This is a genomic window from Caballeronia calidae (assembly GCF_900044055.2).
GTDB lineage: Bacteria > Pseudomonadota > Gammaproteobacteria > Burkholderiales > Burkholderiaceae > Caballeronia > Caballeronia calidae.
Map to the genome: position 1 here is coordinate 1 of NZ_FCOX02000074.1, position 21,118 is coordinate 21,118.

The following is a 21,118-nucleotide window of genomic DNA, read 5'->3' on the forward strand; positions in this document are numbered from 1 at the left end:
CGCTGGTTCAGCACCAAATAGCTCCGGCACAGCGCTACGCGCTGCCGTTGGGTATGCAAGGGAAACCAACGAACCACAAATGCAGTGAGATAGAAGCGTTAGCAAAGAAGCGCGCGCAGCCCCGATGGACCGGTCGGCCGCGAAGCGGGCTGGAGCTGTTTGGCGCCTTACCAGTTAGTTAAGCGGCGCGATGTGGCAGACCGTGCGCGATCCAAGCCCGGTAAGGCCTATGAGGGCACTCGCTACTGCCGGACCACGAGAGTGTTTCTGTGCCGGGGCCGGTGTGAAGTGCTTTGGATGGGGATAGCTGTTTCTTTGGTTACTTTCTTTGCAGCAGCAAAGAAAGTGACTGCCGCCCCGCACAGGGGCAACGCCAATAGACCGACGCGAAAACGGGATCCGGCGAACAACAACAACAAAAAAACCCTGTCCCTCACGGCCCAAGCGAAACAAAAAAACTGCTCCGCATTGCAACACACTGTCACCCATGCATCACCCGATGCAACACCTGCTTGCCGAAGGTTTACAGCGTCGGCAAAGCAACCAAAGCCCTTGGCACAAATATTGAGAGTTCAACCCGCTGAAGCCCCGCGAGGCACATCGCGACGACCCAAAGTCCCATCGTGAATCGCGGAAGCGACGAGCCACGCGCAAGCGCCGCTGCCGTCGGCAAGAGCGAGATCGGCATCATCGCGGATACCACCCGCACCGATCACCTCGCGCCCTCCGGCAAGCGCCCGCACGGCAGCGAACGTATCGAGATCGGGCCCGGCGTACGCGCCGACATGATCGAGCGTCATCACGATCACGCGCGACGGCCACCACGCGCTCTCGGTACGCGTCGAACCGAGCGCCCGCCCGCCGCGATAGTCGAGCGAAAGAATCGGCTCGAAGCCACAAGCCGATGCCTCGGCGATCGCGCCGATGTCGAGCAGCGTCTCGGTGCCGAACACGGGCACGATCGCGGCGGGCGACGCGGACCGCGACAGACGCGTGATGCGTTCGACCAGCGCGCGCATCGGCGCGAACGCGGTGAAGCCCGCGTCGAGCCAGATGCGCAGGCCGTCGCCGAGGGCGTCGCAAAGTGCGGCGAGCGCATGGTCGTGCGCGCCGCGCGACAGGATCGCGCCCAGATCGGCGACGTACAACGTGCGTGCGCCGGTGGCGGCGACGAGCGCGCGGGCGATCGCAACCGGATCGCTCGTCGCGCACAAGGAGGACTGGATCGGCCGATAACGCGAACGCTCGCCGCGCACCGCGCGCACCGCGTGGCCGTCGAGCAGATCGAGAACGGGTATCACCTGCATGGATGGCTTTCCTTTGAACAAGATCTTTGTATTCGAGTATCTCACCGGCGGCGGCATCGATCCGGACGTGGCGGGCACAGGCAGCCTCGCCGACCTCTCCGCGCTGATCGTCGAAGGCCGCGTGATGCGCGATGCCATCGCCGCCGACCTGCGCGCGCTGCCGGGCATCGAGGTGACCGTCGCGAGTTCGCGCTTCGAGCAGCTCGACGACGAACGCGGCTACGTACGCGCACAGCCCGGCGAGCCGGTCACGCGCTTCGTCGCCCGCATGGCGCGCGAGCATGACTATGCCTGCATCGTCGCGCCCGAGTGCGATGGGCTGCTGCTGAAGCTCTACGATGCCGTCGGCCAGGCGCGCTGGCTCGGCTGCGCGAAGGAAGCGATCCGCGCGGCGTCGAGCAAGAGCGCGACGGCCGCGTGTCTCGCCGCACGCAGCATCCCTGCGACGCCCGCGCTCGAACCGGAGCATGCGTCCGCGGGCCTCGGACGGCGCTGGGTCGTCAAGCCCGACGACGGCGCGGGCGGCCTCGATACCTACGTGTACGACGATCTCGCCGCCGCGCGCGCCGAATATCAGGCGCGCGCCGAAGCGGGCCGCAATCCCGTGCTGCAGGAATGGGTCGACGGCGAGCCGCTGAGCCTGTCGCTGATCTGCCGCGACCGGCTCTCGCGGCTGGTCAGCATCAACCGGCAGCGCATCGGCTTGTCGGATGCGGCGGGCTCGGGACGGCGCGAGCGCATCGTTCAGTTCGATGGCGTCGATGTCAATTGCATCGACCGGCATGGTCCGCAAGGGCGCGCGCTGGAGCGGCTCGCGCTGCGCGTCGCGGAGGCGTTTCCGGGCTTGCGCGGCTTCGCCGGTATCGATGTCGTGTGGCATCCCGAGCGCGGGCCGGTCGTGATCGAGGTGAATCCGCGTCTGACGGTCGCGTATGCGGAACTGAGCCGGCGTGGCGGCAGGAATCTCGCGGCGGAACTGCTCGCGGCGCATCGCGTGGCCGGTTTCGATGGCGATGGCGAACTGCTGCGCGCATGCGGCGGAGCCGCGTCATGACGGCATCGGCATTGAACGACGCGCCGGTGTTCGGCTGGGACGTGGGCGGCGCGCACGTCAAGGTGTCGATGGCGAGCCGCGCGGGCGTGCTCGCCGATGTCGCGCAGTGGGCGTGTCCGCTGTGGCAGGGCGTCGCGCATCTCGAACGCGTGATCGACGCGATGTTCGAACGCTGGCCCATCGCCGCCGATGCATCCGCGCGCCATGCCGTCACGATGACGGGCGAGATGGTCGATCTCTTCGCCGATCGCGCCGAAGGCGTGCGCACGCTTACGCGCACGCTGGCGCAACGGCTCGGGCCGCGCACGATATTCTTCGCGGGCGGCGGCGAGCAGGGCGGCTGGCTCGCGCGTTCGGCGTGTGCGGACGGCTGGCGCAAGGTCGCATCGGCGAACTGGCTCGCGACGGCGCAATGGGTCGCGGCGTGCATGCCGGATGCATTGCTCATCGATATCGGCAGCACGACGACGGACATCATTCCGGTCGTCGGCGGCCGTGTCGTGGCGCGCGGCGCGAACGACGCCGAGCGGCTCATCAGCGGCGAGCTCGTCTATCAGGGCATCGTGCGCACGCCGCTGTGCGGGGTCGCGCATCGCATCGTGTTTCGCGGCGAGACGACCGGCGTGATGAACGAGTGGTTTGCGACGACCGCGGACGTCTATCGTCTGACGGGCGAGCTGTGGCCGGAGCACGATCAGCACCCGAGCGCCGATAACGGGCCGAAGACGGAAGCCGCGAGCCGTGCGCGCATCGCGCGGATGATCGGCCGCGATGCCGCCGATGCGACCGATGCCGAATGGCGCCGCTTCGCGCAGCACTGGCGTCACGAGCAGTTGCGCACGCTGGAGTTGAATCTCGCGCGCGTGGTCGCGCAGGATGCGGCGCTCGCGGCGGCGCCGATCGTCGGCGCGGGATGCGGGCGCTTTCTCGCGGCGGCGCTGGCGCGGCAGGAGGCGCGCAGCTATGTCGATTTCGCGCGGCTCGCGGGCGTGGCAAGCGACGACGCGACGCGTGCCGAATGGGTATCGACATGCGCGCCGAGCGTGGCGGTTGCGTTGCTCGCATCGATGGCGGCGGGCGGCGAGGCGCGTCCGTCGAACGATGCGTCGCCTCGGGCGGCGTGATGACTTGAGAAGTACAGCGGAGCGGAGACGTGGTAACGAACCGGGTGCGTGGCCCGGCGGCACTATCGAACGAGGACAGAAAACATGTGGGTGGTGAAGATCGGGGGTAGCCTCGGTCACGACCCGGCGCTGCGCGAGTGGTTGACGCGGCTATGGGAAGTGGGCGGAGGGCGCGTCGTGATCGTGCCGGGCGGCGGCGATTTCGCGGACGCGGTGCGGCAGTATCAGCGCGAATGGCAGTTCGACGATCTTGCCGCCCACAACATGTGCCTGCTTGCGATGGCGCAATACGCCATTTTGATGCAGGGCGTGGTGCCGGAGCTCGTGCTGGCGTCGAATGAGGATCGCATCCGGCGTGCATTGCGGGATGGACGCGTTGCGGTGTGGGTACCGACTGATCTGATGCGCGCGACGCCGGATTCGATGACGAACTGGGACACGACTTCCGATAGCCTCGCGGCCTGGCTTTCCACTACGCTCAATGCGGAACGCTTGATGATCGTGAAGTCCTGTGAGGTCGATGCGGATGCGCCGCTGGAGGCGCTGGCCGCGAAAGGCATCGTGGATCGGAGGTTTCCCGCTTATGTGCGGGACGCCAATTATATTGTCGAGATTTTTAGTAAAGCCGATGCTTCGGTTATGAGGGATCGGTTGTTGAACGTGGCGGTTTAAGGGGGCTGCTTCGGCTTCTATGGACTTCCTGTTTTCGTGTCGGTCTATTGGTGTTGCCCCTGGGCGGGGCGGCAGTCGCCTGGTTTTTTATCGGGTGCGTGAAATCCTGTTTTCGCGTCGGTCTATTAGCGTTGCCCCTATGCGGGGCGGCAGTCACTTTCTTTGCTGCTGCAAAGAAAGTAACCAAAGAAAGCAGCTATCCCCAGCCTAAGCACTTCAGGCCGGCCGCGGCACAGAAGATAGCAAGTGGTCCGGCAGTAGCGAGTGCCCTCATAGGCCTGACCGGGCTTGGATCGCGCACGGTCTGCCACATCGCGCCGCTCAACTGACCGGTAAGGCGCCAAATAGCTCCGGCCCGCTTCGCGGCCGACCGGTCCATCGGGGACGCGTGTGCTTCCTTTCTAACGCTTCCATCTCACTGCATCGGTGGTCCGTTGGTTTCCCTTGCAGACCCGTCGGCAGCGCGTAGCGCTGTGCCGGAGCTATTTGGTGCTGAACCAGCGTCCTTAATGTTCTAGCTTGTCAGACCGTGCGCGATCCAAGCCCGATTAGACCTATGAGGGCACTCGCTACTGCTGGACCACGTGCGAAGTTCTGTGCCGCGGCCGGCCTGAAGTGCTTAGGCTGGGGAAAGCTGTTTCTTTGGTTACTTTCTTTGCAGCAGCAAAGAAAGTGACTGCCGCCCCGCACAGGGGCAACGCAAATAGACCGACGCGAAAACAGGATTTCACGCACGCCCGCACCCGAAAACAAGACCCGGCGACTACCGCCCCGCACAAGGGCAGCACCAATGGACCACTAAGAAAACGGGATCTCACAAAAGCCCAACAAGCGAACGGGCATGCAATGCCCGAACCCACTGCTGAACACGTGCAGGATCGAGCCTCCCACCCCGCCCATCGCGTTCATCGCACAAAGCTCCACGAAAGCCCGCAATATCCGGCGAGAGCAAATGAATCCGATCGAGATCGTCCCAACCCAGGGACCCGGCGATGGCCGTCATCGCCCCTCGAGCACGCACATCGGCGATGCAAGCGCCCAGCTCCGCAACATCGACACAATCGAACAACGTACGCCCGTTCTTGCTAGCCGTATCGAACACGATGCCGACAAAGCCGAGCCGCGCGGCGAGCGCACAAAGCTCACGATCGACGCCATCATCGGACAGCAACACCGGCACGACCGCCGCCGGCAGGCTCGCCAGATGCCGCAAGCAGGCAACCGCACCGGCACCGGGCGAAACGCCCACCTTCACATAATCGACGCCGGCAGCCGCGACATCGAGCACCCGCGTGGTGATCTCATCGAGTGCCTCGTTGGGCAAATCGCCGATGGTCGCGCTGATCGGCCGCACCGCAAACCGCGCCCGCAACTCACGCACGATATGCGCGATATCGCCGACCGCGACGCCGCCCAGCGCGCCCGCGCTCGGCTCCTTCAGGTCGATCAGTTCGGCGCCGGCGTGCGCAGCATCGAATGCTTCGTCGGCCGAGCGGACGCTCGCGAGCAATGCGGTCATCGTCGAAACTCCAGAGGGGATGCCACGAAAGATGCGTCAGGTCTGCGCCTTCGCGCGATGCGCGTCGATCGCGCGCAAAAGCCATTGCCACGCCTCGCGCTCGTCGTCGCCCGCGGTCTTGTCGATCGCGATCCGCAAGTACGCAAGCTCGCTGTCGACCTTTTCCGGCGGCAACATGAAAAGCCGGCTCACGAGAATCGCCCCTTCGACGACCGCCGCCTGCGCGCGATTGAAGCCCGGAAACGGTGCATGCATCGCGCGATGCACGCATTCCATGCGCAGCGTCGGACGCGTTTCGTCATCGACGATCTCGGCGAGGCGCAACTCGGTATGCGCGAGCGTATTCGCAAGCCGCACGCTCGGCACGGTGTCGGCGGCGACCGTCGGCCAGTCGCGCGCATAGCCCGTCACGCAACCGGCGAAGACGCGCACATCGGTCGTCAAGTTGATGACGGCGCTCTTCGTCGCGATGACGTTGTCGAGCGTCGTCGACGGGCGAAACGGCGCGAGGATCGCGAAGCCTTCTTCGAAGCGCACGCCCATCGGCGCGATGTGCTGCCGGCCATCGCGATCGGCGGTCGTGACGATGGTCTCGTAAATCATGATGGTCGGCGCAAGTATTCGTAACCGCACGAAGAGCCGCAATCGCTTGGATGCGGCCTCGTGCGGGTGGGCCCGCGTTCAGCGGGTGGCGATATACATCGTGATTTCGAAACCAAAACGCATATCGGTGAAGCTAGGCGTGGTCCATTGCATGCGCGTTCCTCCATGTGAGTTGGGTTGATGCCTCGATTACCGCTTTCAATGATTTGCCGATGCGGACGAATCCGCCAGGCGGCCGGGAGGGGGCCGGCGTTTCCACGATGCAAGCGCCATGCCAATGACATGAAGCGGATGCCGAAGAGCGCGGCCTGCTCATCCTGCACGCCGACTGTGACGAAATCAGAACAAAGTGTCCCATCCGTCCGGTCATAAACGCATCAGGGCTAATCCCGACTAAGGCATCGTTTAAGCCCGGGCAAGAAATTCGTGAATTCCTTTCTGCGCGACCAGTGCTTACTCTGCAATCACAGCAGGCGCAGCACACAAGCGCGACGGACGCTTCGAACATCGAGGCGCACGTCACTCTCATCCCACTGTCGAGGAAACGGAATGAACGACTTCAGCAAGGCCGCCGTCGAGGCGGCGCGCAATCCGTCCGATCCGCGCTCGCGCTATGCGGCCGGCGTCATGAAGTATCGTGAGATGGGCTACTGGCAGCCCGACTACACGCCGAAGGATACGGACGTGATCGCGCTCTTTCGCATCACGCCGCAAGCGGGCGTCGAGCCGGAGGAAGCGGCTGCCGCCGTGGCGGGCGAATCGTCGACGGCGACATGGACCGTCGTGTGGACCGATCGTCTCACCGCGTGCGACATGTACCGAGCGAAGGCGTATCGCGTCGAGCCGGTGCCGAACTCGCGCGCCGACGAGCCGCAGTACTTCGCGTACATCGCCTATGAGCTCGATCTCTTCGAGGAAGGCTCGGTTGCGAACCTGACGGCGTCGATCATCGGCAATGTGTTCGGTTTCAAGCCGTTGAAGGCGCTGCGTCTCGAGGACATGCGCATTCCGGTTGCGTATCTGAAGACGTTCCAGGGACCGCCGACGGGCATCATCGTCGAGCGCGAGCGGCTCGACAAGTACGGACGTCCGCTGCTCGGCGCGACGGTGAAGCCGAAGCTCGGGCTGTCGGGCAAGAACTATGGGCGCGTGGTGTATGAGGGTTTGAAAGGCGGGCTCGATTTCCTGAAGGACGACGAGAACATCAACTCGCAGGCGTTCATGCACTGGCGCGATCGTTATCTCTTCGCGATGGAAGCGGTGAACCGCGCGCAAGCCGAAACCGGCGAAGTGAAGGGCCATTATCTGAACGTGACGGCCGGCACGATGGAAGACATGTACGAGCGCGCGGAATTCGCGAAGGAACTGGGCTCGTGCATCGTGATGATCGATCTCGTGATTGGCTGGACCGCGATTCAGTCGATGTCGAAGTGGGCGCGTCGCAATGACATGATCCTGCATCTGCATCGTGCGGGACATGGGACTTATACGCGGCAGCGCAATCATGGCATTTCGTTTCGCGTGATCGCGAAGTGGTTGCGGATGGCGGGGGTCGATCATGCCCATGCGGGCACGGCGGTGGGCAAGCTCGAAGGCGATCCGCTTTCGGTGCAGGGCTATTACAACGTGTGCCGAGAGGCGCGCAATGAGCCTGACTTGTCGCGGGGGATTTTCTTCGATCAGCCGTGGGCTGGATTGCGCAAGGTGATGCCCGTTGCGTCGGGCGGGATTCACGCAGGGCAGATGCATCAGTTGCTCGATCTCTTCGGTGATGACTGCATCCTGCAATTCGGCGGCGGCACGATTGGACATCCGCAAGGGATTCAGGCCGGGGCGACGGCGAATCGTGTTGCGCTCGAAGCGATGGTCAAGGCGCGGAATGAAGGGCGGGATATTGCCAGCGAAGGGCCGGACATTCTTGAAGCCGCTGCGCGATCGTGTACGCCGTTGAAGCAGGCGCTCGATACCTGGCGCGATGTGACTTTTAACTATGCGTCGACGGATACGCCGGATTTTGCAGTTACGGCGACTGCGGCGGCGTAAGGGCTTTTTGTTGTTGTTGTTCGCCGGATCCCGTTTTGCTTTTGGTCTATTAGCGTTGCCCCTGTGCGGGGCGGCAGTCACTTTCTTTGCTGCTGCAAAGAAAGTAACCAAAGAAACAGCTTTCCCCAGCCTAAGCACTTCAGGCCGGCCGCGGCACAGAAGATTGCACGTGGTCCAGCAGTAGCGAGTGCCCTCATAGGCCTAACGGGGCTTGGACCGCGCACGGTCTGACAAGCTAGAAGTTATAGCGCGCTGGTTCAGCACCAAATAGCTCCGGCACAGCGCTACGCGCTGCCGCTGGGTTTGCAAGGGAAACCAACCTGCGGCGAATGCAGTGAGATGGAAGCGTTAGTAAAAGGGTGCACGCATCCCCGATGGACCGGTCGGCCGCGAAGCGGGCTGGAGCTATTTGGCGCCTTACCAGTCAGTTAAGCGGTGCGATGTGACAGACCGTGCGCGATCCAAGCCCGATAAGGCCTATGAGGGCACTCGCTACTGCCGGACCACGAGAGTGCTTCTGTGCCGGGGCCGGCTTGAAGCACTTTGGATGGGGATAGCTGTTTCTTTGGTTACTTTCTTTGCAGCAGCAAAGAAAGTGACTGCCGCCCCGCACAGGGGCAGTGCAAATAGACCGACGCGAATACAGGATTTAACGAAAGCGCAAAACACCCAAACTGAAATAAGGATCCAGAAATGAACATAACGCAGGGAACATTCTCCTTCCTCCCACCATTAACCGATGAAGAGATCTCAGCACAGATCAACTACGCATTGGACCAGGGCTGGGCCTGCTCGGTGGAATTCACCGACGATCCCCATCCGAGAAATACGTATTGGGAAATGTGGGGCCTCCCCATGTTCGACCTCCACGATGCCGCCGGCGTGCTGATGGAAGTGAACGAATGCCGCGCCACGTATCCGAACCACTACATCAAGGTCAACGCCTTCGACTCGGTCCGAGGTTTCGAAACGATGCGCCTTTCGTTCCTGGTAAACCGGCCACAAGAAGAGCGAGGCTTCCGCCTGGAGCGCCAGGACGAAAAGAGCCGCATCCAGCGCTATGCGATCCGCACCTACGCCACCGATCGCCCGAGCGGCGAGCGTTACTGATGAGGAGAAAAGACCATGAGCGCCGAAGCCACGCTCGAAGAAGCGCCTCCTCAAACCCATGCCGACCTGATGGCGCTCTACCGCGAATCGCGCATCGGAGAAGTGCTGACGGAGCTGGACCGCGATCTCATCGGTCTCGCGCCCGTCAAGACGCGCATCCGCGAGATCGCCGCGCATCTGCTCGTGGAACGCGCCCGCGAGACGCTCGGTATCGCGTCGGGTGCGCCCACGCTGCACATGTGCTTCTCGGGCAATCCCGGAACCGGAAAGACCACCGTCGCGCTGCGCATGGCGCAGGTGCTGCACCGGCTCGGCTATATCCGCCGCAATCATCTCGTCTCGGTGACGCGCGACGATCTCGTCGGCCAGTACATCGGCCACACCGCGCCCAAAACGCGCGAAGTGCTCAAGCGCGCGATGGGCGGCGTGCTCTTCATCGACGAGGCTTATTACCTGTATCGACCGGAGAATGAACGCGACTACGGACAGGAAGCCATCGAAATCCTGCTGCAGACGATGGAGAACCAGCGCGACGATCTCGTCGTGATTCTCGCAGGCTATGAATCGCGCATGGAGACGTTCTTCCACAGCAATCCGGGCTTCCGGTCGCGCATCGCGCATCACCTCGTGTTTCCGGACTATGCGCCCGACGAGCTCCTGCAGATCGCCGAGCACATGCTCACCGACATGCACTACCGCTTCGACGACGAGGCGCGCCGCGCCTTCGAAGCGTATCTCGCGCGGCGCATTCAACAACCGAACTTCGCCAATGCGCGTTCGGTGCGCAACGCGCTGGACCGCGCGCGACTGCGTCAGGCGAACCGTCTTTTCGCTGCGGCCGAAAGCGGCAGCGGCGCCGCCGACGCCGCCGCGCTGATGCAACTCGATGCGAGCGATATCCGCGCGAGCCGCGTGTTCACGGATTCATAACGCCAGGGAGAACGCGATGCAGGATGGACGCACGACCTTATCGAAGTTCCTGATCGACACACTGGACCGCAAGCCCGGACCGGACGCCGCGAGCGGCCTCTCCGCCTTGCTGATCGATGTAGCCGCATCCATCAAGACGATCGCCGCCGCATTGACGCGCGGCGCGCTCGGCGGACAGCACGGCTCGGCGCAGTCGGTCAACACGCACGGCGAGGAACAGAAGAAGCTCGATCTCGTCACCAACGACATCTTCCTGCAGCATTGCGAGTGGGACGGCCTGCTCGCGGGCATGGTGTCCGAGGAAATGGACGAAGTCTATGCGATTCCCGAGCCGTATCCGCGCGGCGAATATCTGCTTGCGTTCGATCCGCTCGATGGTTCGTCGAACATCGATATCAATGGCGTCGTCGGATCGATCTTCTCGGTGCTGAGACGCGGCGCCGATGAAAGCGACGCGCCCGACGATGCGTCGTTCCTTCGACCAGGCCGCGAACAGGTCGCCGCGGGCTACGCGATCTACGGTCCATCGACGATGCTCGTGCTCTCCGTCGGCAACGGCACGCATGGCTTCACGCTCGAGCGCGATGTCGGCAACTTCGTGCTCACGCACTCCGATATCCGCATTCCCGAAGATTCGTGCGAGTTCGCGATCAACGCATCGAACGAGCGCTTCTGGGAGCCGCCGGTGCGCCGCTATGTGCAGGAATGCAAGGACGGCCGCACCGGCTGCCGCGCGCAGGACTTCAACATGCGCTGGATCGCGTCGATGGTCGCGGAAGTGCATCGCATCCTGATGCGCGGCGGCGTGTTCATGTATCCGCGCGACTTCAAGACGCCTGAGATGGAAGGGCGCCTGCGCCTGCTGTATGAAGCCAGCCCGATGAGCTTTCTCGTCGAGCAGGCGGGCGGATTGTCGATCACGGGGCGCGAACGCATTCTCGATGTCGAGCCGAAAGCGCTGCATCAACGCGTGCCGGTGATTCTCGGCTCGCGCAATGAAGTCGATCGCATTCAGCGCTATCACGGCGAATACGATCGCGGCGAGGACAAGCCGTTCACGTCGCCATTGTTCAAGGAACGCTCGCTGTTCCTGCCCGAAACCGAAGCGTGATCTTCGCGAAGTGCGCTCACTAGATAAACATCACAGGGAGGCAAGCGCATGTCAGTCAAGCATCCGATCGTCGCGGTGACCGGCTCGAGCGGCGCCGGCACCACCACCGTCATGAAGAGCTTCACGCATATCTTCAGGCGCGAAAAAATCAATGCGCAGATCGTCGAGGGCGATGCGTTCCATCGCTACGATCGTCTCGGCATGCGCGAGGCGATGAAGCAGAGCGAGCGCGATGGTCTCGTCAACTTCAGTCACTTCGGGCCCGAAGCGAATCTGCTCGAAGAGCTCGAAACCCTGTTCGATAGCTACGGCGAAACGGGCAGCGGCAAGTTTCGCCATTACGTGCACGACGAAGGCGAAGCCGCGTACTACAAGCAGGACGCGGGCACGTTCACGCCGTGGGAAGACATCACGCCGAACACGGACATGATGTTCTACGAAGGTCTGCACGGCGCGGCTGTCACCGATAAGGTGGATATCGCGCGCCATGCGGATCTGCTCGTCGGCGTCGTGCCGATCATCAATCTCGAATGGATTCAGAAGCTGCATCGCGACCAGACGATGCGCGGCTATTCGCATGAGGCCGTGGTCGATACGATCCTGCGCCGCATGCCCGATTACGTGAACTACATCTGTCCGCAGTTCTCGCGCACGCATGTGAATTTTCAGCGCGTGCCGACCGTGGATACGTCGAACCCGTTCACCGCGCGCGAGATTCCGCAGCCCGACGAGAGCTTCGTCGTGATCCGCTTCGCGAAGCCGAAGGGCATCGACTTTCCGTATCTGCTGACGATGCTGCACGACTCGTTCATGTCGCGGCCGAATGTGATCGTCGTGCCCGGCGGCAAGATGGGCCTCGCGATGCAGCTCATCTTCACGCCGATGATTCTGCAGCTGCGCGACCGGCGCGCGCGCGCCTGAACGCTTTCTCATCATCGCATCAAAGGAGGCATCTCATGAATGCCGTCGCTGAGGCTTTGCCCCGACTTCATCGCTCACCCGACTCGCGACAGATGGCGAACGCGCTGCGCATGCTCGCCGTCGATGCCGTGAGCCAGGCGAACTCCGGTCATCCCGGCATGCCGATGGGCATGGCGGAGATCGCGGTCGCGCTGTGGAGCCGTCATCTGAAGCACAATCCAACCGATCCCGACTGGCCCGACCGCGACCGCTTCGTGCTGTCCAACGGTCACGGCTCGATGCTGCTCTATGCGCTTTTGCATCTGAGCGGCTATGACGTTTCCATCGACGAAATCAGGCGCTTCCGGCAGATGGGCAGCAAGACGCCGGGACATCCGGAAGTGGGCGTCACGCCCGGCGTCGAGACGACGACCGGGCCGCTCGGCCAGGGACTCACGAATGCGGTCGGCATGGCGCTCGCCGAAGCGCTGCTCGCGCGCGAGTTCAATCGGCCGGGGCATGAGATCGTCGATCATCGCACGTATGTTTTCGTGGGCGATGGCTGTCTGATGGAAGGCGTGTCGCATGAAGCGGCGTCGCTCGCGGGCACCTTGCGCTTGAACAAGCTCACGGTGCTCTATGACGACAACGGTATTTCGATCGATGGCCACGTCGACGGCTGGTTCACCGACGATACGCCGAAGCGCTTCGAGTCCTACGGCTGGAACGTGGTGCGCGCGGTGGACGGTCACGATGCCGATGATGTATCGCACGCGTTGCAGCTGGCGCGCGAGTCGGATCGTCCGACGCTCATCTGCTGCAAGACGGTGATCGGCCTCGGCGCGCCGAAGATGGCCGGCACGCACGATGTGCACGGCGCGCCGCTGCCCGCCGATGAAATCGAGGCGACGCGCCGCGCGCTCGACTGGCCGCATGCGCCGTTCGAGGTTCCATCGTCGATCCGTGCGCTGTGGGACGCGCGCGAGGCGGGTGCCGCCGTGCAGGCGGACTGGAATCGTCGCATGGACGCGTATCGCCGCGTGTTTCCGGACGAGGCCGCCGAGTTCGAGCGGCGCGTGCGTGGCGCGCTGCCGGCCAACTGGCGCGACACGGCGCATGCGCTCGTGCGCGAAGCGGATCGCGCGCGGCAGACGATCGCGACGCGCAAGGCATCGCAACTCGCGATCGAAGGTCTGGCGCGCGCGTTGCCCGAACTGCTCGGCGGATCGGCCGATTTGACGGGATCGAATCTCACGCGCTGGAAGGACGCGGTCGATGTGAGCACGGCCCCGGAGAAGGGCAATTACATCCACTTCGGCGTGCGCGAATTCGGCATGAGCGCGGTGCTGAACGGCGTCGCGCTGCATCGCGGCTATCTGCCGTTCGGCGGCACTTTTCTGACGTTCTCCGATTACTCGCGCAACGCGCTGCGCATGGCCGCGCTGATGAAGACGCGCACGGTGTTCGTCTTCACGCACGATTCGATCGGGCTCGGCGAGGATGGCCCGACGCATCAGCCGATCGAGCATGCCGCGAGTCTGCGCATGATTCCGGGGCTCGACGTGTGGCGTCCCTGCGATACCGTCGAAACGATGCAGGCGTGGGTGAGCGCGGTCGAGCGCGACCGGCCTTCGTGCCTGTTGCTCTCGCGGCAGAACCTGCCGTTCGTGCCGCGCGATGAAGCGCAGATCGACGGCATCGAGCGCGGCGGTTACGTGCTCGTCGACTGGCCGTCGACGTGCGAGCGCGATGCGCGCCGCGTCGTGCTGATCGCGACGGGCTCGGAAGTGGCGCTCGCGCTCGCGGCCGTCGAGCCGCTGAAGGCGGAGGGCATTCTCGCGCGCGTCGTGTCGATGCCGTCGACCACGGTGTTCGACCGGCAATGCAACGCGTGGCGCGAGCGCGTGCTGCCCGAAGGCGTGCCGCGTGTCGCGATCGAGGCGGGCGTCACGGCGTTCTGGCGGCAGTACGTCGGCTTGCATGGCGGCGTGATCGGCATCGACCGCTTCGGCGAATCCGCGCCCGCGAGCGAACTGTTCGCGCACTTCGGCGTGACGACCGATGCGCTCGTCGATGAAGCGCGCCGCGTGGCCGCCTGAATTTTTGCTACTTGCATGGAGACATCACGATGGCTTTCATCGCATTGAGGCAGTTGCTGGATCACGCGGCCGAGCACGGTTACGGCGTGCCGGCGTTCAACGTCAACAACATGGAGCAGGTCCACGCGATCATGCAGGCCGCCGAGGCGACGCGAAGCCCGGTGATCCTGCAGGCGTCGGCGGGCGCGCGCAAGTATGCGGGCGAGCCGTATCTGCGGCATCTGGTGCTCGCGGCCGTGGAGGCGCATCCGGATATTCCGGTGGTGCTGCATCAGGATCACGGCGCGAGCCCGTCCGTGTGCCAGCAGGCGATTCGCTCGGGCTTCACGTCCGTGATGATGGATGGCTCGCTCATGCCCGATCAGAAAACGCCCGCCGATTATGAATACAACGTCGATGTGAGCCGGCGCGTGGTGGAGGCGGCGCATTCGGTGGGTGTGTCGGTGGAAGGCGAACTGGGCTGTCTCGGGTCGCTGGAGACGGGGCGCGCGGGTGAGGAGGATGGTGTGGGCGCTGAAGGCACATTGGGCCACGACCGGTTGCTCACCGATCCCGACGAGGCCCGCGCGTTCGTCGGGGCAACGGGCATCGATGCGCTCGCGATCGCTATCGGCACATCGCACGGCGCGTACAAGTTCAGCCGCCAGCCGACCGGCGATATCCTCGCGATCGACCGCATCGCGCAGATTCACGAGCGCATTCCGGATACGCATCTCGTGATGCACGGGTCGTCGTCGGTGCCGCAGGAATGGCTCGCGATCATCCGCGAGCATGGCGGCGAGATTCCGGCGACGTTCGGCGTGCCGGTGGAGGAGATTCGGCGCGGCATCGCGAATGGCGTGCGCAAGGTGAATATCGATACGGATATCCGGCTCGCGATGACAGGCGCGATGCGCAGGGCGATGGCGTCGGCGAAGTCGGAGTTCGATCCGCGTCATGCGCTGAAGGCAGCGACGGCGGCGGCGCGGGACTTGTGCGTCGAGCGGTTCGAGGCGTTCGGCTGTGCGGGGCATGCGGAGCGTATCAGGCCGATGGGACTGGAGGCGATGGCGAAGCGGTATCACTGAGGGGGAGCGCCGCTCGTGGCGTCAGGGCGGGCGGCGCGGGGTCAAACAGGAATGACGCAAGGATGATAGTGACGAAGCTGCTTGTCGACGGTCAGGAACCGCATCGTTTCGCTGACGGCCTGGGCGACCAGCATACGATCGAAGGGATCGTAATGCAGCAGCGGCAGCTCCCGCGCCACGAAAGCGTGCTCGAAAGTCACCTTGAGTTCGAGAAAGCCGCTTTGCCGAACCTTGCCAACGACCTTTTCGACGCGTGGCTCGAGTTTTCCACGCGATGCCTTGATCGACAACTCCCAGATGCTCGCACTGCTCACGAAGATCTTTTCCGCGTCGCGCATGCGTTCTCGTGCGTCGCCCGAGAGCCGGCGATCTTCCATCACGCTCCATAGGTAGATGTGAGTATCGATCAGCAGACGCATCAACGTGCCTCGAATGCGGCAAGGACTTCGGCGGGCAGCGGCGCCGCAAGTGCTGCCTCGATGTCGGAAATGTCGCCGAGTTCGTCTTTCAGAAGGCCGAACCTCACGCCTTTATGTGTTCCTACGCAACTGATGGTGTAGACGGGGCCGTTGTCGTCGTCGATATAAATCGTCTCTCCTGCAAGCGCCTGAGTTAGAAGTTGATCGAGATTTGCTTTCGCTTCGTGAAGACTGACCGTATGCATGATTCCTCCGTATGACTAAGTGCACTGAACCGATGCTAGCTGGTCTGAACTTCCCCGCCAATATGCCGAACGGCCAATCGAAACAAATGGGAGCTATCTCATGCCCACCGAATCCCCGACCGCGGAGCTCGGCGCATCCGCATCCGCATTCACGCTGCCCGCCACCGACGGCCGCACCTACACGCTCGAATCGCTGAAAGGCGCGAACGGCCTCGTCATCGTGTTCATGTGCAACCACTGTCCATACGTTAAAGCCGCGATGCCGAATCTGATTCGCGACGCGCGCGCGCTTACGGAAATCGGCATCAACGTCGCGGGCATCAATTCGAACGACGCGACCGTCTACACCGACGATGCATTCGACCGCATGATCGCCGTCGCAAAGGAATGGAATCTGCCGTTCCCGTATCTGCACGACGAAACGCAGGACGTCGCGCGCGAATACGGCGCCGTCTGCACGCCGGAATGCTTCGGCTTCGACAGGGACTTGCGATTGAAGTATCGCGGAAGGATCGATGCCTCCCGCAAGGAAGCCTTGCCCGACGCGCGCCGCGACCTCTTCGAAGCGATGCGCGCAATAGCGGAACACGGCGAAGCGCCCGAAGTGCAGTATCCGGCGCTCGGCTGCTCGATCAAGTGGAAGCCCTAGCTCTTCTTTTTCGTGGACCCCGGCGCATGCCACGCCATCAGATCCTCGTCCGGCCGATCGACCGCACATCCCCAATCGAGCGGCTGATCCTGATCGAAGCGCTTGCCCAGCTGCCACGCGATTTCCGCGCGCGCGAGCTGCACGCCGAGATAAAACGCGTGCCCGCCATCGTGCTCGACCTTGAGCTCGGGATACAAGGCGAAAGGGTCGGCCGCGACGTGATGCCCCTCGCGGTTATAGACGTGAATCCCGTCCGCCGACACCTGCACGCGGTAATTCGGATCGCGCACGGCGGCGGCGAACACGCCGATCTCCGCCGCATCGTAAGGAAAGGGCCGCTTCGCATGCAGCGCCGACAGATCGCCGGATATGCCCTTGGGCAAGGTCTGCGTTTCGCGCGCGGCATGCATCACGCGGCGCGCGACATCGGCTTCGCGCACCGCGCGCCGCGCATGCAGGCTCACGGATGTCGTCAGCACCGCCGCCACGCGCAATTCGGCCGCCATGCCGAACAGCACCGCGTTGATGCCGCTCGTGTCCGCCTCGGTCAGCTCGGTCACATTGCCGACGCCCATCATGATCGGCACATCGGGATAGCGCTCGCGCAAGGACACATAACGCGCGATGGACGTCGCGAGCCCGAACGGAATCGGATCGAGGATCGGATCGGCGAGAAAGGCGCGGCCGCGCTTCGTCATCGCGTCGATCGCGGCATCGAGCGAGGCGACGTCGGCGGGCTCGCGCGGCACGAGTATCGGCGTCGAGGCAATCTCGTCCGCGATCCATAGCGTGTCGGCGTTGAGGCTCATCACGTAGTCCGCGCCCGCGCGTCCGCCGCGCACGAGCTCTTCGTCGCGCATCGAATCGACGCTCACGCGATAGCCCTGCTCCTTCAGCATCGCGACCGCATCCTCGAGATGCGGAAACGCCGTCTCGGGCAGGCAGCCGATATCGATTACATCCGCGCCTTGCCGCTTGTATTCGCGCGCGCGCGCCGCGATGCCATCGAGATCGAGGCGCGGCGCATCGACGATCTCCGCGAAAATCTCCGTCTCGTAGCGCGACAGATCCACATGCCGCGCCTCGCGCCCGAAGAACTGCGGCAGGTCCTTCACTTCCTCGGGACCGCGCTCGACCTTCACGCCGTAATGCGCGGTGAGGGCATCGAGATCGCCACGGCATCGGCCGGGGACGATCATGCGGCTCGTGCCTTCGGTCAGAGGCACGGCGACGCGCCGGCGGATCATGTCGGCGGTCATGAGGCCCGCGACCTGCAAGCCGATCTCGCGCACTTCCCACGTGAACGGCGTACCGGAAGCGACGGGCGCGATGCTTTCGAGCACCTGCTGCAAGCTGAGCTGAGCGAGCCGGCCGGTCAGGAAGACGATGTGTTCCATGCGAGCTTCAGTTCCGACAGGCGTTGATCGAGCGCGGCTTTCAGATCGTCGAGCGAGCGGGCCACGGTCGTATGCGCGAAGCGCGCGAGCCGCTCGACGTTCTCGAACTCGATCGCGCGCGGTCTCACTTCGACCCATTCATGCGGGGCCTGCGTGATGACACTCGGCGCGGTATCGCATGCGAACACGATGCCCGGCACGCATTGCTTGCCGGCTTGCGCATAGAGGTTGGTGGGCAAGGTATCGGAGATGCCGAACGCGCATTTGGCGACGGTATTGCTCGTCGCGGGCGCGATCACGACCGTGTGATATTCGCCGTTATAGATCATGCCCACAGGCACGCTGCTCGCGCTGTTGTCGCGGAACACCTTGAAGTGCTCGCGCAGCTTCGCGATGGTCCAGCCATAGAGCGGCAGCACTTCCTCGCCGGCGGCGGAAAGAAACAGATCGACGCCGGGCAGGCGCAGCGCGAGATCGATCGACTCCTCGATCATATGACCGGAGCCGGTCACGCACCACGCGAAGCGCGCGTCGGGCTTGAACTCGTCGAGCCGGCGGACGGGCGTGGGTTGCGTCATGCGTCGGGTGCGTTGGGCGTATCGTGCGACAGGCGAATATGCAGACGATGCATCTTCCGATACAGCGTGTTGCGGCTGATGCCGAGCACCTTCGCGACATTGCTCACGTTCCAGCGATGTTCGTCGAGCAATTGCAGCACGGTCTCGCGCTCCTTCACCTGGATCGCGTTGAGCGACGAGGTGTCCGCGTCGTCGGCGAGATGCGGTGCGGGCGTTATCGGCGCGCGCGCGACCGACTGCGCAACCGGCGCGGCGCCGTTGGCGATCTCCGGCGGCAGATGCGCGCAGCGGATCTCGGGACCGTCGCAGAGCGCGATCGCCATTTGCAGTACGTGACGCAACTGGCGGATATTGCCCGGCCACGCATAGCTCAAAAGCGCCTGCCGCGCTTCGGCAGAAAGCGCGGGCGGCTCGTCGGATTCCGTTTCGAGAATATGGCCGATGAGCGCGAGCGCATCGGCGCGTTCGCGCAACGGCGGCAGGTTGATCTCGATGCCGTTCAAGCGGTAATACAGGTCTTCGCGGAACATGCCGGTCTGCACGAGCTCGGCGAGATTGCGGTGGCTCGCGCTGATGAGCTGGAAATCAACCTTCACGGTGGTTTCCGCGCCGAGCGGCGTGACCTCGTGCTCTTCGAGAACGCGCAACAGACGCGCCTGCAACGCGAGCGGCATATCACCGATTTCATCGAGGAAGAGCGTGCCGCCGTTCGCCTGCACGATCTTGCCGCGACGGCCTTCACGCTGCGCGCCCGTGAACGCGCCCGCGCGATAGCCGAACAACTCGCTTTCGATCAGATTCTCCGGCAGCGACGCGCAGTTCACCGCGACGAACGCACCGCCGCCGTTCGGGCTGATGCTGTGCAGCGCGTTGGCGAACACTTCCTTGCCGGTGCCGGTCTGGCCGCGCAGGATGATCGGGATCTTGCGCTGGATCACGCGCGCGGCGAGCTGGATCTGCGAGGCCATGCGCGGATCGCCGAATTCCAGATGCGAGAGCTTGTCGAGGCGCCCGGTGCCCGCGTTGGCGTTCGCGTCCTTGCGCGGCAGCTTCGCGCGCGCCGAAGACGCGGACTGCGCGAGGGGATCGTTGAGCAGGATGCGCGTCGCGCCTTTCGTGCCTTCGCGCGGCGTCTGCGCGGTGAGGAAGAAGCGGCTGTTCGCCTTCGCGCTATAGACCGTCACCGGATGGAACGAGCCGCGGATACTGCGCGCGATCATGTCTTCGAGCGTCGCATTGAATGCTTCCTCGATGCGCTTGCCGCACAACTCGGCGGGCGAACGCAGATCGAGCTGAAAGAGCGCGCTGCGGCTCGCGGCGAGCACGACGCCTTCGTCGCTGACGGCGAGCTTGCCCGCGTGCAGGGTGCCGACGAACTCGGGCCGGCTGTGAAAGTGGATCATGTTTGCGTGACGGTAGCGCGCGTCGATCAGACGATTTTCGATCATTTGCCGCGACATGCCGACGAGCACGAGCGAATGCTGCTGCAGAAGCTTCGAGCGGCTCGTCACATCGAGCACGCCGACGACGGTGCCGCGCTCGTCGAAGATCGGCGCGGCCGAGCAGGTGAGCGACGTATAGCGCGGATAGAAATGCTCGTGCTGGCACACGGCGATGCAATCGCGCTCGATGAGACATGTGCCCATGCCGTTGGTGCCGGCTTCGCGCTCGCTCCAGAGCGCGCCGACGCGCAGGCCATCGGCGGCGACGGCTTCGCCGAACGGCACCGACGACACCTGATGCACGATGACGCCGTCGGCATCGACGAGCACGACTGCGAGTTCGGGATCGGCGAGCTGCTGATAGAGCGTCGTCATTTCGAGCTTCGAGCACGCGATGAGATCGGTCGCGGCTTCGCGGCGATCGTTCAATTCGTGCTGCGTGAGCACGGGCGGCATCACGAAGTGGCCGGGATCGAGCCTGAATTCCGTGAGGCAGCGCAGCCAGGATTGCGCGACGGAATCGCTGGCGCGGCGTGCGGCCAGCGGATTATTGACGATGTTCAGCACTTCCCGGACATGCGTGTCTACGTCAGCAAGCGACGACATGGGGGCAAGTCTCCGTGGCGCCGTGTTCCGGTGCGTGCGTATTGCACGCGCCGACCGACGCCGAATCTGTTGTGATTTACGCTGGCGCTGCGGCTTGTCCTGCCGGAGTCGACTGTGTGCGATTCCGCTCGCAGGCGCGCCTCGTGGCCGGGCGGTCGGGATTTTCAGGTGCCGTCTGGGACCCGATCCGTGCCGGTTCTCAAAAACTTTACATGCTTAGACGCATTGGTTCAATAAGTAGTG

20 protein-coding genes are annotated in these 21,118 nt (G+C 63.9%); 11 read left to right on the forward strand and 9 right to left on the reverse strand.

What is annotated here, in order from left to right; translation table 11 throughout:
- Positions 1 to 572 precede the first annotated feature (572 nt).
- Entirely contained in the window at positions 573 to 1,307 is a 735-nt protein-coding gene (locus AWB78_RS35735) for a HisA/HisF-related TIM barrel protein (protein ID WP_062611440.1), read from the reverse strand.
- 13 nt (positions 1,308 to 1,320) lie between these two features.
- Between AWB78_RS35735 and AWB78_RS35740 the strand changes: the two genes are divergently transcribed.
- From AWB78_RS35740 to AWB78_RS35750, 3 genes are all read left to right on the forward strand, one after another.
- The gene (locus AWB78_RS35740; RefSeq protein WP_062611465.1) at positions 1,321 to 2,361 is read left to right on the forward strand and encodes an ATP-grasp domain-containing protein; all 1,041 of its coding nucleotides are present in this window, start codon (positions 1,321 to 1,323) and stop codon (positions 2,359 to 2,361) included.
- Positions 2,358 to 3,485, forward strand: a complete 1,128-nt coding sequence (locus AWB78_RS35745; protein WP_062611466.1) for a hydantoinase/oxoprolinase family protein — start codon at positions 2,358 to 2,360, stop codon at positions 3,483 to 3,485. The genes AWB78_RS35740 and AWB78_RS35745 overlap by 4 nt, the downstream gene beginning before the upstream one ends.
- A gap of 84 nt (positions 3,486 to 3,569) precedes the next feature.
- The gene (locus AWB78_RS35750) at positions 3,570 to 4,157 is read left to right on the forward strand and encodes an amino acid kinase family protein (RefSeq protein WP_062611441.1); all 588 of its coding nucleotides are present in this window, start codon (positions 3,570 to 3,572) and stop codon (positions 4,155 to 4,157) included.
- A gap of 814 nt (positions 4,158 to 4,971) precedes the next feature.
- On the opposite strand, the gene AWB78_RS35755 is transcribed toward AWB78_RS35750, so the two are convergent.
- The 3 genes from AWB78_RS35755 to pqqA all read right to left on the reverse strand — a co-directional run bounded on the left by AWB78_RS35755 (position 4,972) and on the right by pqqA (position 6,432).
- Complete coding sequence (locus AWB78_RS35755) at positions 4,972 to 5,676, reverse strand: (5-formylfuran-3-yl)methyl phosphate synthase (protein WP_062611442.1); 705 nt, start codon at positions 5,674 to 5,676, stop codon at positions 4,972 to 4,974.
- Positions 5,677 to 5,712: 36 nt separating this feature from the next.
- Complete coding sequence (locus AWB78_RS35760; RefSeq protein WP_062611443.1) at positions 5,713 to 6,279, reverse strand: DUF447 domain-containing protein; 567 nt, start codon at positions 6,277 to 6,279, stop codon at positions 5,713 to 5,715.
- A gap of 78 nt (positions 6,280 to 6,357) precedes the next feature.
- Entirely contained in the window at positions 6,358 to 6,432 is a 75-nt protein-coding gene (gene pqqA / locus AWB78_RS49430; protein ID WP_008354335.1) for a pyrroloquinoline quinone precursor peptide PqqA, read from the reverse strand.
- Positions 6,433 to 6,828: 396 nt separating this feature from the next.
- On the opposite strand from pqqA, the gene AWB78_RS35765 reads away from it, so the two are divergent.
- From AWB78_RS35765 to fba, 7 genes are all read left to right on the forward strand, one after another.
- Positions 6,829 to 8,322: a form I ribulose bisphosphate carboxylase large subunit gene (locus AWB78_RS35765; protein ID WP_062611444.1), complete on the forward strand. Its 1,494-nt coding sequence runs from the start codon at positions 6,829 to 6,831 to the stop codon at positions 8,320 to 8,322.
- 693 nt (positions 8,323 to 9,015) lie between these two features.
- Complete coding sequence (locus AWB78_RS35770; RefSeq protein WP_062611445.1) at positions 9,016 to 9,432, forward strand: ribulose bisphosphate carboxylase small subunit; 417 nt, start codon at positions 9,016 to 9,018, stop codon at positions 9,430 to 9,432.
- Positions 9,433 to 9,447: 15 nt separating this feature from the next.
- Positions 9,448 to 10,362, forward strand: a complete 915-nt coding sequence (cbbX, locus tag AWB78_RS35775) for a CbbX protein (protein ID WP_062611446.1) — start codon at positions 9,448 to 9,450, stop codon at positions 10,360 to 10,362.
- Between the two features lie 16 nt (positions 10,363 to 10,378).
- Positions 10,379 to 11,473: a class 1 fructose-bisphosphatase gene (locus AWB78_RS35780; RefSeq protein ID WP_062611447.1), complete on the forward strand. Its 1,095-nt coding sequence runs from the start codon at positions 10,379 to 10,381 to the stop codon at positions 11,471 to 11,473.
- A gap of 48 nt (positions 11,474 to 11,521) precedes the next feature.
- Positions 11,522 to 12,394, forward strand: a complete 873-nt coding sequence (locus tag AWB78_RS35785; protein ID WP_062611448.1) for a phosphoribulokinase — start codon at positions 11,522 to 11,524, stop codon at positions 12,392 to 12,394.
- Positions 12,395 to 12,429: 35 nt separating this feature from the next.
- Positions 12,430 to 14,472 carry a transketolase gene (gene tkt, locus AWB78_RS35790; protein ID WP_062611449.1) on the forward strand — a complete coding sequence of 681 codons (2,043 nt, stop codon included), beginning with the start codon at positions 12,430 to 12,432 and terminating at the stop codon, positions 14,470 to 14,472.
- A 29-nt stretch (positions 14,473 to 14,501) separates the two neighbouring features.
- A complete protein-coding gene (gene fba, locus AWB78_RS35795) occupies positions 14,502 to 15,539 on the forward strand; it encodes a class II fructose-bisphosphate aldolase (RefSeq protein ID WP_062611450.1) in 1,038 nt (345 codons plus the stop codon).
- Positions 15,540 to 15,580: 41 nt separating this feature from the next.
- Here fba and AWB78_RS35800 read toward each other — a convergent pair whose 3' ends face one another.
- A complete protein-coding gene (locus AWB78_RS35800) occupies positions 15,581 to 15,958 on the reverse strand; it encodes a type II toxin-antitoxin system VapC family toxin (RefSeq protein ID WP_062611451.1) in 378 nt (125 codons plus the stop codon).
- Positions 15,958 to 16,203 carry a type II toxin-antitoxin system Phd/YefM family antitoxin gene (locus AWB78_RS35805; protein ID WP_062611452.1) on the reverse strand — a complete coding sequence of 82 codons (246 nt, stop codon included), beginning with the start codon at positions 16,201 to 16,203 and terminating at the stop codon, positions 15,958 to 15,960. The genes AWB78_RS35800 and AWB78_RS35805 overlap by 1 nt, the downstream gene beginning before the upstream one ends.
- A gap of 100 nt (positions 16,204 to 16,303) precedes the next feature.
- On the opposite strand from AWB78_RS35805, the gene AWB78_RS35810 reads away from it, so the two are divergent.
- Positions 16,304 to 16,852: a thioredoxin family protein gene (locus AWB78_RS35810; RefSeq protein WP_062611453.1), complete on the forward strand. Its 549-nt coding sequence runs from the start codon at positions 16,304 to 16,306 to the stop codon at positions 16,850 to 16,852.
- Here the strand turns inward: AWB78_RS35810 and AWB78_RS35815 are convergent.
- From AWB78_RS35815 to AWB78_RS35825, 3 genes are read right to left on the reverse strand one after another with little or no spacing between them, the layout of a single operon-like run.
- Complete coding sequence (locus tag AWB78_RS35815) at positions 16,849 to 18,249, reverse strand: DUF6513 domain-containing protein (protein WP_062611454.1); 1,401 nt, start codon at positions 18,247 to 18,249, stop codon at positions 16,849 to 16,851. The genes AWB78_RS35810 and AWB78_RS35815 overlap by 4 nt on opposite strands.
- Positions 18,228 to 18,827, reverse strand: a complete 600-nt coding sequence (locus tag AWB78_RS35820) for a flavoprotein (protein WP_062611455.1) — start codon at positions 18,825 to 18,827, stop codon at positions 18,228 to 18,230. The genes AWB78_RS35815 and AWB78_RS35820 overlap by 22 nt, the downstream gene beginning before the upstream one ends.
- Entirely contained in the window at positions 18,824 to 20,875 is a 2,052-nt protein-coding gene (locus AWB78_RS35825) for a sigma-54-dependent Fis family transcriptional regulator (protein WP_062611456.1), read from the reverse strand. The genes AWB78_RS35820 and AWB78_RS35825 overlap by 4 nt, the downstream gene beginning before the upstream one ends.
- Between the last annotated feature and the right edge of the window lie 243 nt (positions 20,876 to 21,118).

Bases quoted from the DNA above. Each gene is read 5' to 3' on its own strand.
- AWB78_RS35735 (WP_062611440.1), bottom strand. From the start codon at position 1,307: ATGCAGGTGATACCCGTTCTCGATCTGCTCGACGGCCACGCGGTGCGC.
- AWB78_RS35745 (WP_062611466.1), top strand. From the start codon at position 2,358: ATGACGGCATCGGCATTGAACGACGCGCCGGTGTTCGGCTGGGACGTG.
- AWB78_RS35750 (WP_062611441.1), top strand. From the start codon at position 3,570: ATGTGGGTGGTGAAGATCGGGGGTAGCCTCGGTCACGACCCGGCGCTG.
- AWB78_RS35755 (WP_062611442.1), bottom strand. From the start codon at position 5,676: ATGACCGCATTGCTCGCGAGCGTCCGCTCGGCCGACGAAGCATTCGAT.
- AWB78_RS35760 (WP_062611443.1), bottom strand. From the start codon at position 6,279: ATGATTTACGAGACCATCGTCACGACCGCCGATCGCGATGGCCGGCAG.
- AWB78_RS35765 (WP_062611444.1), top strand. From the start codon at position 6,829: ATGAACGACTTCAGCAAGGCCGCCGTCGAGGCGGCGCGCAATCCGTCC.
- AWB78_RS35770 (WP_062611445.1), top strand. From the start codon at position 9,016: ATGAACATAACGCAGGGAACATTCTCCTTCCTCCCACCATTAACCGAT.
- cbbX (WP_062611446.1), top strand. From the start codon at position 9,448: ATGAGCGCCGAAGCCACGCTCGAAGAAGCGCCTCCTCAAACCCATGCC.
- AWB78_RS35780 (WP_062611447.1), top strand. From the start codon at position 10,379: ATGCAGGATGGACGCACGACCTTATCGAAGTTCCTGATCGACACACTG.
- AWB78_RS35785 (WP_062611448.1), top strand. From the start codon at position 11,522: ATGTCAGTCAAGCATCCGATCGTCGCGGTGACCGGCTCGAGCGGCGCC.
- tkt (WP_062611449.1), top strand. From the start codon at position 12,430: ATGAATGCCGTCGCTGAGGCTTTGCCCCGACTTCATCGCTCACCCGAC.
- fba (WP_062611450.1), top strand. From the start codon at position 14,502: ATGGCTTTCATCGCATTGAGGCAGTTGCTGGATCACGCGGCCGAGCAC.
- AWB78_RS35800 (WP_062611451.1), bottom strand. From the start codon at position 15,958: ATGCGTCTGCTGATCGATACTCACATCTACCTATGGAGCGTGATGGAA.
- AWB78_RS35805 (WP_062611452.1), bottom strand. From the start codon at position 16,203: ATGCATACGGTCAGTCTTCACGAAGCGAAAGCAAATCTCGATCAACTT.
- AWB78_RS35810 (WP_062611453.1), top strand. From the start codon at position 16,304: ATGCCCACCGAATCCCCGACCGCGGAGCTCGGCGCATCCGCATCCGCA.
- AWB78_RS35815 (WP_062611454.1), bottom strand. From the start codon at position 18,249: ATGGAACACATCGTCTTCCTGACCGGCCGGCTCGCTCAGCTCAGCTTG.
- AWB78_RS35820 (WP_062611455.1), bottom strand. From the start codon at position 18,827: ATGACGCAACCCACGCCCGTCCGCCGGCTCGACGAGTTCAAGCCCGAC.
- AWB78_RS35825 (WP_062611456.1), bottom strand. From the start codon at position 20,875: ATGTCGTCGCTTGCTGACGTAGACACGCATGTCCGGGAAGTGCTGAAC.